The sequence below is a fragment of the Streptomyces sp. NPDC043861 genome, from assembly GCF_056435905.1.
In genome coordinates, this window is sequence record NZ_JBWKDP010000001.1 from 135,551 (window position 1) to 149,615 (window position 14,065).

The 14,065-nt window shown below is 71.6% G+C and carries 10 protein-coding genes; 3 read left to right on the forward strand and 7 right to left on the reverse strand.

Features of this window, described 5'->3' with window-relative positions; all coding sequences use genetic code 11:
* Positions 1–172: 172 nt before the first annotated feature.
* Positions 173–2,302 carry a 3-hydroxyacyl-CoA dehydrogenase NAD-binding domain-containing protein gene (locus AC068D_RS00470; protein ID WP_478820684.1) on the reverse strand — a complete coding sequence of 710 codons (2,130 nt, stop codon included), beginning with the start codon at positions 2,300–2,302 and terminating at the stop codon, positions 173–175.
* Entirely contained in the window at positions 2,299–3,525 is a 1,227-nt protein-coding gene (locus AC068D_RS00475; RefSeq protein ID WP_478820685.1) for a thiolase family protein, read from the reverse strand. Before AC068D_RS00475 ends, AC068D_RS00470 begins: the two co-directional genes overlap by 4 nt.
* Positions 3,526–3,596: 71 nt before the next feature.
* On the opposite strand from AC068D_RS00475, the gene AC068D_RS00480 reads away from it, so the two are divergent.
* Positions 3,597–5,162, forward strand: a complete 1,566-nt coding sequence (locus AC068D_RS00480) for an MFS transporter (protein ID WP_478820686.1) — start codon at positions 3,597–3,599, stop codon at positions 5,160–5,162.
* A 309-nt stretch (positions 5,163–5,471) separates the two neighbouring features.
* Here the strand turns inward: AC068D_RS00480 and AC068D_RS00485 are convergent, their stop codons facing one another.
* From AC068D_RS00485 to AC068D_RS00495, 3 genes are all read right to left on the reverse strand, one after another.
* Positions 5,472–6,752 (reverse strand): HRDC domain-containing protein, encoded by a 1,281-nt coding sequence (locus AC068D_RS00485; protein ID WP_478820687.1) that lies wholly within the window; start codon positions 6,750–6,752, stop codon positions 5,472–5,474.
* A 79-nt stretch (positions 6,753–6,831) separates the two neighbouring features.
* A complete protein-coding gene (locus tag AC068D_RS00490; protein WP_242330499.1) occupies positions 6,832–7,494 on the reverse strand; it encodes a response regulator transcription factor in 663 nt (220 codons plus the stop codon).
* 258 nt (positions 7,495–7,752) lie between these two features.
* Positions 7,753–8,424 carry a DUF3000 domain-containing protein gene (locus tag AC068D_RS00495; RefSeq protein ID WP_478820688.1) on the reverse strand — a complete coding sequence of 224 codons (672 nt, stop codon included), beginning with the start codon at positions 8,422–8,424 and terminating at the stop codon, positions 7,753–7,755.
* Between the two features lie 91 nt (positions 8,425–8,515).
* Here AC068D_RS00495 and hemE point away from each other — a divergent pair, with 91 nt between their 5' ends.
* Complete coding sequence (gene hemE / locus AC068D_RS00500; protein WP_478820689.1) at positions 8,516–9,628, forward strand: uroporphyrinogen decarboxylase; 1,113 nt, start codon at positions 8,516–8,518, stop codon at positions 9,626–9,628.
* Positions 9,629–10,075: 447 nt separating this feature from the next.
* Here hemE and AC068D_RS00505 read toward each other — a convergent pair whose 3' ends face one another.
* Positions 10,076–11,488 (reverse strand): FAD-dependent oxidoreductase, encoded by a 1,413-nt coding sequence (locus AC068D_RS00505; protein ID WP_478820690.1) that lies wholly within the window; start codon positions 11,486–11,488, stop codon positions 10,076–10,078.
* Positions 11,489–11,516: 28 nt separating this feature from the next.
* Positions 11,517–12,578, reverse strand: coding sequence for a DUF4349 domain-containing protein (locus tag AC068D_RS00510; RefSeq protein ID WP_478820691.1), 1,062 nt, complete (start codon positions 12,576–12,578; stop codon positions 11,517–11,519).
* 49 nt (positions 12,579–12,627) lie between these two features.
* Between AC068D_RS00510 and hemG the strand changes: the two genes are divergently transcribed.
* Entirely contained in the window at positions 12,628–14,061 is a 1,434-nt protein-coding gene (hemG, locus tag AC068D_RS00515; protein ID WP_478820692.1) for a protoporphyrinogen oxidase, read from the forward strand.
* The last annotated feature ends 4 nt before the right edge of the window (positions 14,062–14,065 follow it).

Below are 14,065 nucleotides of genomic sequence, written 5' to 3' on the forward strand. Positions count from 1 at the left end.
TGCCGTCGTGGAAACGGGCCTGCACCTGCATGGTCAGGCCCTCACAGGGACACCGCACAGGTCCGGTCCACACATGACCGACCGACACAAGTCCCGCATCACAGTGGGGCCGGCACAGGAAACGGGCCGTACGGGATCTCTCCCGTACGGCCCGTCCGCCGTTCCGACTGCCTTACGCGGGCACGCTCGCGACACCCTGCGCCAGGAACCTCTTGCCGTTCACACGCTCGGAGACACCCTCGCGGTCCAGGTACGGCGTGATGCCGCCCAGGTGGAAGGGCCAGCCGGCGCCCGTGATCAGGCAGAGGTCGATGTCCTGCGCCTCGGCGACGACACCCTCCTCCAGCATCAGCCCGATCTCCTGCGCGACCGCGTCCAGGACGCGGGCCCGGACCTGCTCCTCCGTCAGGACGTTGTCGCCCTGCTTGAGGAGCGCGGCGACCTCGGGGTCGAGTTCCGGCTTCCCGCTGTCGTACACGTAGAACCCGCGCTTGCCGGCCTCGACGACCGCCTTGAGGTTCGGGGAGACCGTGAAGCGCTCCGGGAAGGCGCGGTTCAGGGTCTCGGAGACGTGCAGACCGATGGCCGGTCCGACGAGCTCCAGCAGGACCAGCGGCGACATCGGCAGGCCGAGCGGCTCGATGGCCTTCTCGGCGGTGGCCACCGGGGTGCCCTCGTCGATGACGTTCTGGATCTCGCCCATGAAGCGGGTCAGGATGCGGTTCACGACGAACGCCGGAGCGTCCTTGGTGAGGACCGCGGTCTTCTTCAGCTTCTTCGCGACACCGAAGGCGGTGGCGAGGGACGCGTCGTCCGTCTTCTCACCGCGCACGATCTCCAGCAGCGGCAGGATCGCGACCGGGTTGAAGAAGTGGAAGCCGACCACACGCTCGGGGTGCTGGAGCTTCGAGGCCATCTCGGAGACCGACAGCGAGGAGGTGTTGGTGGCGAGGACCGCGTGCGCCGGGGCGACGGCCTCGACCTCCGCGAACACCTTCTGCTTGACGGACATCTCCTCGAACACGGCCTCGATGATGAAGTCCGCGTCCGCGAAGCCCTCGGCCTTGTCGAGGACACCGGTGACCAGGGCCTTGAGGCGGTTGGCCTTGTCCTGGTTGATCCGGCCCTTGCCCAGCAGCTTCTCGATCTCGGAGTGGACGTAGCCCACACCCTTGTCGACGCGCTCCTGGTCGATGTCGGTGAGCACGACCGGCACCTCGAGGCGGCGCAGGAAGAGCAGCGCCAGCTGGGAGGCCATCAGACCGGCGCCCACGACGCCGACCTTGGTGACCGGGCGGGCCAGGCCCTTGTCCGGGGCACCGGCCGGGCGCTTGCCGCGCTTCTGCACCAGGTTGAAGGCGTAGATGCCGGAGCGCAGTTCGCCACCCATGATGAGGTCGGCGAGCGCGGTGTCCTCGGCGTCGAAGCCCTTCTGCAGGTCGCCGTCCTTGGCCGCCTCGATGATGTCGAGGGCGCGGTAGGCGGCCGGAGCCGCTCCGTGCACCTTGGAGTCGGCGATGAAGCGGCCGCGTGCCACGGCCTGGTCCCAGGCCTCCGCGCGGTCGATCGCGGCGCGCTCGACCACGATCTCGCCCTTGAGGACGGACGCGGTCCAGATCAGCGACTGCTCCAGGAAGTCCGCGCCCTCGAAGATCGCGTCGGCGATGCCGAGCTCGAAGACCTGCTTGCCCTTGAGCTGCTTGTTCTGGTTGAGCGAGTTCTCGATGATCACCGAGACTGCACGGTCTGCCCCGATCAGGTTCGGCAGGATCGTGCAGCCGCCCCAGCCGGGGACCAGACCGAGGAAGACCTCGGGCAGCGAGAAGGCCGGGAGGGCCTGCGAGACGGTGCGGTACGAGCAGTGCAGACCGACCTCGACACCGCCACCCATCGCCGCGCCGTTGTAGTACGCGAAGGTGGGGACCGCGAGGGACGACAGCCGCTTGAAGACGTCGTGGCCGCCCTTGCCGATGGCGAGCGCGTCCGAGTGCTGCTTCAGCAGCTCGACGCCCTTGAGGTCGGCGCCGACCGCGAAGATGAACGGCTTGCCGGTGATGCCGACGCCGACGATGTCGCCGTTCGCGGCCTCTGCCTCGACCTGGTCGATCGCGGTGTTCAGGTTCGCCAGCGACTGCGGGCCGAAGGTGGTCGGCTTGGTGTGGTCGAAGCCGTTGTCGAGCGTGATGAGGGCGAACGTGCCCGCGCCGCCCGGGAGGTCGAGGTGGCGTACGTGCGCCTGGGTGACGACCTCGTCCGGGAACAGCTCGGCGGCGCCCTTCAGGAGCTCAGCGGTGGTGCTCACTTGTTGCCTCCGGCGTCCTTGTGGTGCGGGTTCTCCCAGATCACGGTGGCGCCCATGCCGAAGCCGACGCACATCGTGGTGAGGCCGTAGCGGACCTCCGGCTGCGCCTCGAACTGCCGGGCCAGCTGCGTCATCAGACGCACGCCGGAGGAGGCGAGGGGGTGGCCGAAGGCGATGGCGCCGCCGTACTGGTTGACGCGGGCGTCGTCGTCGGCGATGCCGTAGTGCTCGAGGAAGGCCAGCACCTGGACGGCGAAGGCCTCGTTGATCTCGAACAGACCGATGTCCTCGATGGACAGACCCGCCTGGGCGAGGGCCTTCTCGGTCGCCGGGATCGGTCCGTAGCCCATGACCTCGGGCTCGACGCCGGCGAAGGCGTAGGAGACCAGGCGCATCTTGACCGGGAGGTTGTTCTCCCGGGCGAAGTCCTCGGAGGCGATGAGGGAGGCGGTGGCGCCGTCGTTCAGGCCCGCGGCGTTACCGGCGGTGACGCGGCCGTGGACACGGAAGGGCGTCTTCAGACCCGAGAGGTTCTCCAGGGTCGTGCCCGGGCGCATCGGCTCGTCGGCGGTGACCAGACCCCAGCCGGTCTCGCCGGCCTCGGGGTTGGTGCGGCGCACGGAGACCGGCACCAGGTCCTGCTGGATCTTGCCGTTGGCGTACGCCTTGGCGGCCTTCTCCTGCGAACGCACGGCGTACTCGTCGGCGCGCTGCTTGGTGATCGAGGGGTAGCGGTCGTGCAGGTTCTCGGCGGTCATGCCCATGAACAGGGCCGACTGGTCGACGAGCTTCTCCGACACGAAGCGCGGGTTCGGGTCGACACCCTCACCCATCGGGTGGCGGCCCATGTGCTCGACACCGCCGGCGATGGCGATGTCGTAGGCACCGAAGGCCACGCTGCCCGCGACCGCGGTCACGGCGGTCAGGGCGCCGGCGCACATGCGGTCGATGGAGTAACCGGGCACGGACTGCGGCAGACCCGCGAGGATGCCGGCGGTACGGCCGATGGTCAGACCCTGGTCACCGATCTGTGTGGTCGCGGCGATGGCGACCTCGTCGATCTTCTTGGGGTCGAGGTCCGGGTTGCGGCGCAGCAGCTCCCGGATCGCCTTCACGACGAGATCGTCGGCGCGGGTCTCGTGGTAAATGCCCTTCGGGCCCGCCTTGCCGAACGGGGTGCGGACGCCGTCGACGAAGACGACGTCCCTGACGGTACGAGGCACGATGGCTCTCCTCCAGGGTGCGGGGTGGCACTGCTGCGTGGCGCGCGGCTAAGCGTGCGCTTGCTGATCTCATGCTACTTGTGGGTAACCATGTTGCCCACCCCTCACGACGGGAGCGGCGAACGTCACACGCCACCCGGGGTCTGCTCCGGTGCCGGGTGGGTGCAAAGGGCCGCTGCCGCGGGTGCCTCCGTCGGTTCCGGGCTCCGGGATTCCGGCCGCAGGCCCGGTGGACCCGAGCGGGCACAGCGTTAGGGTCGAGGCGGTTTCGGTGTCGACGACGGGGGTGGGACGTGCCGAGCGACCGGAGGGCAACGGGAGGAACAGTCCCGCAGCAGCCCCGGAGCTTATGGAGGAACGGGAACTTCAATGTCTTCTGGCTCGGCCAGAGCCTGTCCGTTCTGGGTGGGTCCGTCTCCGTGCTCGCCCTGCCCCTGCTCGTCCTTGACGCCACGGGCTCCATCGTCCAGATGGGAGTCATCACGGTGATCGCCGGTGCCTGCGGCATCGGCACGGGCACCTTCGCCGGCTATCTGGTCGATCGGCTGGACCGACGGAAAACCATGATCGTCTGCGATCTGGTCAGAGCGGCCGTGCTCGGCATCGTCCCCCTGATCTGGCTGACGGAGCCCCGACTGTGGCTCCTCTACGCCCTCACCGCGGTCGTCGCAGGGCTCAAGACGGTCTTCGACGTCGCCTATGTGACCGCGGTCGCCAACCTGGTGGACGCCCAGCACCTGACGGCCGCCAACGGGCGACTGCAGGGCACGTATGCCGTCGGCTCCATCCTGGGGCCGGTTCTTGCCGGCTTCATCACCGCCGGAGTCGGGGCCTCCTGGGCGCTGACGGTGGATGGGGTCACCTTCCTGCTGTCCGCCGTGAGCCTGTGGTTCGTGCGGCTCCCGAGATCCCCTGCACGGGCGGACGACGGACCGGACGGTGCCCCGGGCCTCCTGCGCGACGCGTTCCTCGTGGGGTTCCGGTTCCTGTGGAGCCATCCCGCCATGCGTGCCCTGACCCTGCTGCTCACCCTGTTGACGTTCCTCACGCTGGGCACGATGGACCTGCTCATCTTCCGCGTTCAGCACGATCTGCGGCAGGACGCGGCCGTCCTGGGATACGTCGTCGCCGTCGGCGGAGCCGGCTCGATTCCGGCGGCGGTGCTCGCGGGTGTGCTGCGCCGAGCGCTCGGGTTCGGAGCGTGCTGGCTCGGCTCGGTGGTCCTGATGGGCCTCTCCGTCGCGGTGATCGGCAACAGCCGCAGTGTCACCGTCATCGCGGTGATGGCCGCCGGCTTCATGTTCGGCATCACGCTCGCCGCTGTGTGTTCGATGACGCTTCGGCAGGAGGTGACACCGGATCATCTCCTGGGCCGGGTCACCTCGGCCTTCTGGACCGCCCACAATGCCTCCGGGCCGGTGGGCGCGGCGGTGCTGACGGTCGCGGCGGCGCGATTCGGAGTCCCCTCCGTCAGCCTGGCGGGCGGACTGTTCTGCCTGCTGATCTTCGCCTTCGGCATCTTCACGCCGCTGCGCGCGGCACGACCGGAAGCCATGTCCGTACCGGGTTTCGAGGCGTACGCCAGGACCGCGGCGAAGCTGCCGGCCGGGAGACCGCACACGGAGTCGGACGCCTGACCAGACCGGGGGAGGCACGGCGTCGAGGCAGCCGGTGTCCGGCGGCACCGAGACCGTCGAAGTCCGGCCGATTCCAGCACCGTCCGCGTCGTCGGCCCCGGTTCGCGGTGCACCGGAATCCCGGCACGGTGGTTCGCGAACTCGGACAGTCCTCCGGAGCGGAGCAGGGGCCGCCTTCCCGGAGAGCTGCGGGACGTGCGTGTCGAGGAACTGGTCCCCGCGCCGGAAGCCCATCCGGCACCCGGGCGCCCCGGCCCCGGGACCACCGCGGACCGCACGGCGGGAGGTGCACGGCCTCCCGCCGGAGCACTACATGGCCGAGAGGGCCCGGGTCAGCAGGGGGGTCACCTGCTCGATCTGCCACGGACGCGCCCCGTACCCGGCCAGCGCATCCGCCACCGCATCCGGCGTCGCCTCCGTCGGCGGCTCCCAGCACACACGCCGCACCGTGTCCGGAGTGATCAGGTTCTCCTGGGGAAGGTTCAGCCGCTCCGCGAGTGCGGTCACCGAGGCCCGCGCCGCCGACAGTCGAGCCGCCGCGGCCGGGTCCTTGTCCGCCCAGGACCGCGGCGGCGGGGGACCCGTCACCGGCTGCCCGGGCTGTGGCAGCTCCGCGTCCGGGAGCGCGCGCGCACGGTCCACCGCGGCCTGCCACTGCTCCAGCTGGCGCCTGCCCATCCGGTGCCCGAAGCCGGGCAGCGCGGTCAGCGCCTGCACGTTCGCGGGCAGCGTCAGCGCCGCCTCCACGATCGCGGCGTCACTCAGCACCTTGCCCGGCGACACGTCCCGGCGCTGTGCCACCTTGTCGCGGGCCGTCCACAGTTCCCGGACGATCGCCATCTGCCGACGCCTGCGCACCTTGTGCATCCCCGAGGTCCGGCGCCAGGGATCCTTCCGCGGCGGCGCGGGCGGCGCGGAGGCGATCGCGTCGAACTCCTGGCGCGCCCACTCCAGCTTGTCCTGCCGGTCCAGTTCCTTCTCCAGCGCGTCCCGGAGATCGACCAGCAGCTCCACGTCCAGCGCCGCGTACCGCAGCCATGGCTCCGGCAGCGGGCGTGTCGACCAGTCGACGGCCGAGTGGCCCTTCTCCAGCGCGTAGCCGAGGACCGACTCGACCATGGCGCCCAGACCCACGCGCGGGAAGCCCGCGAGCCGCCCGGCGAGCTCGGTGTCGAAGAGCCGGGCCGGCACCATGCCTATTTCGCGCAGACACGGCAGGTCCTGCGTGGCGGCGTGCAGGATCCACTCGGTGCCGGCGAGCGCGTCGCCCAGCCCGGTCAGATCGGGGCAGCCGACGGGGTCGATCAGCGCGGTGCCCGCGCCTTCGCGGCGCAGCTGCACGAGATAGGCCCGCTGGCCGTACCGGTAGCCGGACGCCCGCTCGGCATCCACGGCGACGGGTCCGCTGCCGGCCGCGAACGCGGCGACGACGGCTTCGAGGGCCTCGGGCGTGGAGACAACCGGAGGAATGCCCTCGCGCGGCTCCAGCAGCGGGATCGGCAGCCCTTCGACTGCGAGGCCGTCGTCCGGGGGGCCGCCCCCGGTGGTTCGCAGGTCTGGCTCTGCTGCGGTCTCTTGGGCGTCGGTCACCTGTCAAGGGTATCTGTGAACGGAAGCCGCCCGTCGACGGAACGTTCCGTCGACGGGCGATCCTCCTCAGCAGAAGGGGTCAGTGGATGATGCCGGTGCGCAGGGCCACGGCCACCATCCCGGCCCTGTCGCCCGTGCCGAGCTTGCGTGCGATTCGGGCGAGGTGGCTCTTCACCGTGAGCGCCGACAGGCCCATCGAGACTCCGATCGCCTTGTTCGACTGGCCCTCGGCGACGAGCCTGAGCACCTCCACCTCACGGCCGGACAGCTCGCGGTAGCCGCCCGGGTGGCTCGGGGCGCCGGGTGGACGGCGGTGCAGCCGGGCGGCGGCGGAACCGATGGGGGCAGCGCCGGGCCTGGTCGGGTGGCCGAGGTTCGTACGCGTACCGGTGACCACGTAGCCCTTGACCCCTCCCGCCAGGGCGTTGCGGACCGCACCGATGTCGTCGGCCGCGGAGAGTGCGAGGCCGTTGGGCCAGCCCGCGGCGCGGGTCTCGGACAGCAGGGTCAGCCCGGAGCCGTCGGGCAGGTGGACGTCGGCCACGCAGATGTCGCGCGGGTTGCCGACACGGGGACGGGCCTCCGCGATGGACGAGGCCTCGATGACGTCACGTACTCCGAGGGCCCACAGATGGCGGGTGACGGTGGATCGGACGCGCGGGTCGGCCACGACGACCATGGCCGTCGGCTTGTTCGGGCGGTAGGCGACCAGGCTTGCGGGCTGCTCGAGGAGAACGGACACCAGGCCTCCTGGAAGGTGCGGGACGGAGCCGGCTCGGGGATGAAGCCGGGGCGAACCGGTCTGGAAGGGTCACCACCTCTTCGGCAGCAAACCCGCCCGCCTTTAGAGAAAGATCACGATTTGGTGAGTAACAATTCCGGCAATTCGGACGCGTGATCGATCATCCTATGAATGCGCCTGCCGTCTCGGAGGGCCCTGGTGGGCCGGGTGCCGGGGTGGCCGGGGTGACCCGGGTCGGCCCGGGCGGGCCACTGGTGGCTAGCGCGCCTGAGGCCCCCGGCGCTGCGGCAGGGAGACCACACCCGGGGAGGAGTCCTGCCCGATGGGCGTCGACGGCGGCAGCCCTGCGATCTGGCACAGCAGGTCGCACCAGGCCGCGAAATGGGCCGCAGTGTCCGGCACACCGTCCCGGCCCTCGCGTGGTGTCCACGACGCCCGGATCTCGATCTGTGTCGCAGGGAGGCGGTCCCCGAGTCCTCCGAAGTAGTGAGACCCCGCCCGGGTGACGGTACCGCTCGCCTCCCCGTACGAGAGCCCCCGCGCCTCCAGTGCCCCGGTCAGCCACGACCAGCAGACCTCGGGCAGCAGCGGGTCCGACGCCATCTCCGGCTCCAGCTCCGCCCGCACCAGCGTGACAAGCCGGAACGTGCCCTTCCATGCCTCGTGCCCGGACGGGTCGTGGAGCAGTACGAGCCGGCCGTCCGCGAGATCCTCGCCGTCGTCGACGACCGCGGCCTCCAAGGCGTGGGCGTGCGGCGCAAGCCGCTGCGGCGGGCGGGTGGGATCCACCTCGATCTCCGGCCGCAGGCGGGCGGAGCCCAGCGCGTCCACCGCCAGCCGGAACGCGAGCGGGACGGAGTTCCGCTCCGCGCTGTCCGTGCCTTCAGCGCCGTCGGATGGATCGGAAAACTGTCCCTGAGCCGCAGCCATGCGGGGAAGAGTAAGCGGAACGCGGGCCGCGTGCAGGGAGGGACACCCGGCCCGGCCGAGCTCCTTGCCCGCACATGCGAAGATTCTGGGCGTGAGTGCCAACGACCTTCCCCCGGCTCGAGGCTTCGCCCGAGTCGGGGACGCCCCCTCCTCGGGCCAGCAGACGAAGACCCCCGCCACCCAGGACTCCGCCTTCCTCAGGGCGTGCAGGCGCGAGCCGGTGCCGCACACGCCGGTCTGGTTCATGCGGCAGGCCGGGCGGTCGCTTCCCGAGTACCTGAAGGTGCGCGAAGGCATCCCGATGCTCGAGTCGTGCATGCGGCCGGAACTGGTCACCGAGATCACTCTCCAGCCGGTGCGCCGCCACAAGGTCGACGCCGCGATCTACTTCAGCGACATCGTGGTACCGCTGAAGGCCATCGGCATCGACCTCGACATCAAGCCCGGCGTCGGCCCGGTCGTCGCCGAGCCCATCCGCCGTCGCGAGGACCTCGCACGGCTGCGCGACCTGACGCCGGACGACGTCTCGTACGTCACCGAGGCCATCGGCATGCTCACCTCCGAGCTCGGTGCCACCCCCCTGATCGGCTTCGCGGGTGCGCCCTTCACCCTCGCCAGCTACCTCGTCGAGGGCGGCCCGTCCCGCAACCACGAGCACACCAAGGCCCTCATGTACGGGGACCCGCAGCTGTGGGCCGACCTGCTGGACCGGCTCGCGGACATCACCTCGGCCTTCCTGAAGGTGCAGATCGAGGCCGGTGCCTCCGCGGTGCAGCTCTTCGACTCGTGGGTCGGCGCACTGGCCCCCGTCGACTACCGGCGCTCGGTCATGCCCGCATCCGCGAAGGTGTTCCGGGCGGTCCAGGACTACGGTGTGCCGCGCATCCACTTCGGCGTCGGCACCGGCGAGCTCCTCGGCCTCATGGGCGAGGTCGGCGCGGACGTCGTCGGCGTCGACTGGCGTGTCCCGCTCGACGAGGCCGCCCGCCGCGTCGGCCCCGGCAAGGCACTCCAGGGCAATCTGGACCCGGCGGTCCTCTTCTCGTCCCCGGAGGCGGTCGAGACCAAGACCCGCGAGGTCCTCGACGCCGCCACCGGTCTGGAGGGCCACATCTTCAACCTGGGCCACGGCGTCCTGCCCACCACCGACCCGGATGCGCTGACCCGCCTGGTGGAGTACGTCCACACCGAGACCGCGCGCTGAGCGCGGCGCCGCCGCACTGCCTCAGCCGGCGCTGACCGAAGCGATGCGACCGGCTCCGTCGAGGGCGAGGTCCACGACCGTGCTGCCCGGGAGTTCCGGTGCCGGATCGTCGCCCCGGCCCGGCCCGGCGCGGTTCCGGACCGTGGTGAGCGAAGTGACCCGCCACCACGGGCTGCGCCGGGCCGATCCCCGCACGAGGTGGAGGGACCGGCGTTCGGGGCGATGGGCGTGCTGGGCGCCGCCGGCTGCCGGGGAGCGCAAGCCGCCCCGGGCACGGGGCTGTTCCTGGCCCCGGACGACCCCGGGCGACACGCGCCGGCCCGGTCCCGGCACACGTCCGCGCATCCTGCTGACCGGTGCGGTCCGACCGGCGGCGAAGCCTTCCCGGCAGACCTTCCGGTCACCGCACGGGGGCGGGTGCCCCGGCACGCTCACCGGGGGGCCCGGTCAGGCCTCCGCCTCGCGCACCGCCGCGGTCGCCTTGCGCGCGGCCACCAGAACCGGATCCCAGACCGGTGAGAACGGCGGCGCGTAACCGAGGTCGAGCGCCGTCATCTGCTCGACCGTCATCCCGGCCGTGAGGGCGACGGCCGCGATGTCCACGCGCTTCGCCGCCCCCTCGCGGCCGACGATCTGGACGCCCAGCAGCCGGCCCGTGCGGCGCTCGGCGAGCATCTTGACCGTCATCGGGGCCGCTCCCGGGTAGTAGCCCGCGCGACTCGTCGAGTCGACCGAGACGGTCACGAAACGGAGCCCCACCTCGAGGGCGTCCTTCTCGCGCAGCCCGGTGCGGGCGATCTCCAGGTCGCACACCTTGCTCACGGCGGTGCCCACGACACCGGGGAAGGTCGCGTAACCGCCGCCCACGTTCGCGCCGATGACCTGGCCGTGCTTGTTCGCGTGCGTACCGAGCGGCACATGGCGCTCGCGGCCCGAGACCAGATCCAGCACCTCGACGCAATCGCCGCCCGCCCAGATGTTCTCGTGTCCGCGCACGCGCATCGCCAGATCGGTGAGCAGTCCTCCGTACACCCCGAGCGGCAGCCCCGCCGCATCCGCGAGTGCGGTCTGCGGCTCCACCCCGATGCCGAGCACGACGACATCGGCCGGGTACTCGGCGTCCTCCGTGGCGACCGCGCGCACCCTCTCCCGCGGCCCTCCGGGCGCGGAAGGTGCCCCCACGCCCGGTCCGGTGAGGATCTCGGCGACCGCGCAGCCGTTGACGGTCGTGATGCCCAGTCCGTCCATCGCGTCGTGCACCAGCCGGCCCATGTCGGGGTCGAGCGTGGCCATGGGCTGCTCGCCGCGGTTGACGACGGTTACCTCGAAGCCGCGCTTCAGCAGCGCCTCGGCCATCTCCACGCCGATGTAGCCCGCGCCGACGACGACCGCCCGGCGCCCCGGTCCTGCGGCGAGCGTGTCCAGCAGGGCCTGGCCGTCCTCGAGTGTCTGGACCCCGTGCACACCCGGGGCGTCGATCCCGGGCAGCGACGGGCGCACCGGCCGGGCTCCTGTCGCGACGACGAGCTTGTCGAAGCCCGTCCACGACTCGGCACCCGACTCCAGGTCCCGGGCCCTGACCCGTTGTCCGCCGAGGTCGATCTCCACGACCTCCGTACGCATCCGCAGGTCGATGCCGCGGGCCCGGTGCTCCTCGGGCGTGCGCGCGATCAGGCCGTCCCGCTCGGACACGTCGCCGCCGACCCAGTACGGAACGCCGCATGCGGAGTAGGAGGCGAAGCGGGAGCGTTCGAACGCGACGATCTCCAGCTTCTCCGGGCTTCTGAGCCTGCGGGCCTGCGATGCGGCGGACATGCCCGCCGCATCGCCGCCGATGACCACGAGTCGTTCCTGTGCCATACGGAACACGCTACGTGGGGACGGGCGTTCAGTCCCGCTCGGGCGCCACCTCCGGGTCGGCCGCCGGAGCGGGCGCCGGGACCGATGCCGTGACGGGCGCCGGGGCGGCCTTGCGCCGCAGGGGCCGGATCAGCCACCGCCACACCGCGTACAGCGCCGCGATCACGGCCACGAAGGGCGCCACCGCACCGAGGACCAGGCCGATCCACCGCAGAGTCGCCACCAGTGCCTCCCAGCCGCCCTTCAGGGCGTCCAGGAATCCGGGGTCGTCCTCCTCGAACGGCTCCTCCCGTGTCTGCTCGGACAGCTCCACGGTGATCGTCGCCATCGTCGTACGGTCCTTCAGCGACGCCTGCCGGGCCAGCAGCGACTCCAGCTCCGCCTGACGGGTGCTCAGCTCACCCTCCAGCGTGACCACATCGTCGAGCCTGGTCGCCCGGTCCATCAGTGCCCGGACGCGGTCGACACTCGCCCGCTGGGTCGCGATACGGCTTTCCACGTCGACCACCTGGTCGGTGACGTCCTTCGCGTCCGCCTTGCGCGACAGCAGCTTTCCCGTGCCCGAGAGCTCGGTGAGGACCGACGCATAGCGGTCCTGGGGCACCCGCAGCACGATGCGCGACATGACATGTGTGCCGTCGGTGCGTTCCGTGGCCTCGTTCGCGACATGTCCGCCGGCCGACTCCGCGGTCGTACGGACGGCGGCGAGCGCCTTGGCCGCGTCCTTGACCTCGACCGACAGCTCGGCGGTGCGGATGATGTGCGTCCCCGCCGATGCCGGTGCCTTCCCCTGCCGACCTTGTCCCGGACTCCCGGCCGACTTGTCGGTCGCCAATTCCGAGCCTGCCGCCGAGCCCTTCGCGGCTCCGTCCGCCGCGCCTTCCGGCTGTGATGCGGCCTTCTGGTCTCCGGCGCTGGTGTCCTCGGCCGCGCTGCAGCCCGCAAGTGCGAGCGCCACGGTGAGGAGCGCTGCCGCGGTCGTACGACGCCGTGCACGCATATCGGTCCCCCAGGGATGGTGGTGGATGGTGACCGTTCGACGTGCGGGGCGGGGGAGGGGGTTGCCGGTTTCCGGTTCCGAAGCGGTCACGGTCGGGACTCATTACGGCCAGGGGCAGGTGGTTTGAGAGAGTGGACCCATGAACGCGGACCCACGCAAGGCCCATGTCGTCGTCATCGGCGGCGGTATCGCCGGCCTTGCAGCCGCGCACCGGCTGCTCCCCGCCGGGGTCCGGGTGACCCTGCTGGAGGCGACCACCGCGCTCGGCGGCAAGCTCCAGGCCGGCGAGATCGCCGGTGCCCCCGTGGACCTCGGCGCCGAGTCGATGCTCGCCCGCCGCCCCGAAGGGGTGGATCTGGCGCGCGCCGTCGGACTCACCGACCGCCTGCAGGCTCCGGCCACGACCAGCGCGTCCGTGTGGACCCGTGACGCGCTGCGCCCCATGCCCAAGGGCCATGTGATGGGTGTGCCGGGCAGTGCCGATGCCCTCTCCGGGCTGCTCTCCGCGGCCGGCCTCGACCGTATCGGGCGCGAGCGGGAGCTGCCCCCGGCCGAGCTCGGCGACGACGTCGCCATCGGCGCGTTCGTCGCCGAGCGCCTCGGGCGTGAAGTCGTCGACCGGCTCGTCGAGCCGCTCCTCGGCGGCGTGTACGCGGGAGACGCCTACCGCATCTCCATGCGCGCCGCCGTCCCCCAGCTCTTCGACGCGGTACGGGCCGCCCACGGCTCGCTCCTCGACGGCGTCCGCGACATCCAGCGCCGGGCCGCGCAGCGGCAGGAGACGGGTCCCGTGTTCATGGGCATCGAGGGCGGCGTGGGCACCCTCCCGCTCGCGGTCGCCGATGCCGTACGTGCCGGGGGCGGGGAGATCCTCACCGAAACCCCGGTACTCGGCCTGTCCCGTACCGACGAGGGCTGGCGGATCCGGACCGACGAGCGGCAGCTCGACGCCGACGCCGTCGTCCTCGCCACCCCGGCCTGGTCCGCATCCGCACTGCTCGTGGACGAGTCCCCGACCGCATCGGCCGAGCTCGCCACCGTCGAGTACGCCTCGATGGCGCTGGTCACCCTCGCCTTCCGGGGAGCGGACCTGGCCGGACAGCTGCCCGCCGGCTCCGGTTTCCTCGTCCCTCCCGTCGACGGCCGTACGATCAAGGCGTCCACCTTCTCGTCGCAGAAGTGGAGCTGGGTCGCGGACGGCGCGCCCGGTCTGTTCCTGCTGCGCACCTCGGTCGGCCGCTACGGCGAGGAGGAGCACCTCCACCGCGAGGACTCCGAACTCGTCGACGTCTCGCTGCGCGATCTCGGCGAGGCGACGGGGCTCACGGCCCGGCCCGTGGCGAGCGAGGTCACCCGCTGGATCGGCGGTCTGCCGCAGTACCCGGTCGGGCATCCGGACCGGGTCGCCCGCATCCGGGACGCCGTCGCCGAGCTCCCCGGGCTCCGTGTCTGCGGGGCGGCGTACGACGGCGTGGGCATCCCCGCGTGCATCGGCAGCGGGCAGCGCGCGGCGGACGAGATCATCGCCACGGCCCCCCTGGTGCGGGGCACTGTCCGGGACGGGCGAGAATAGCCGT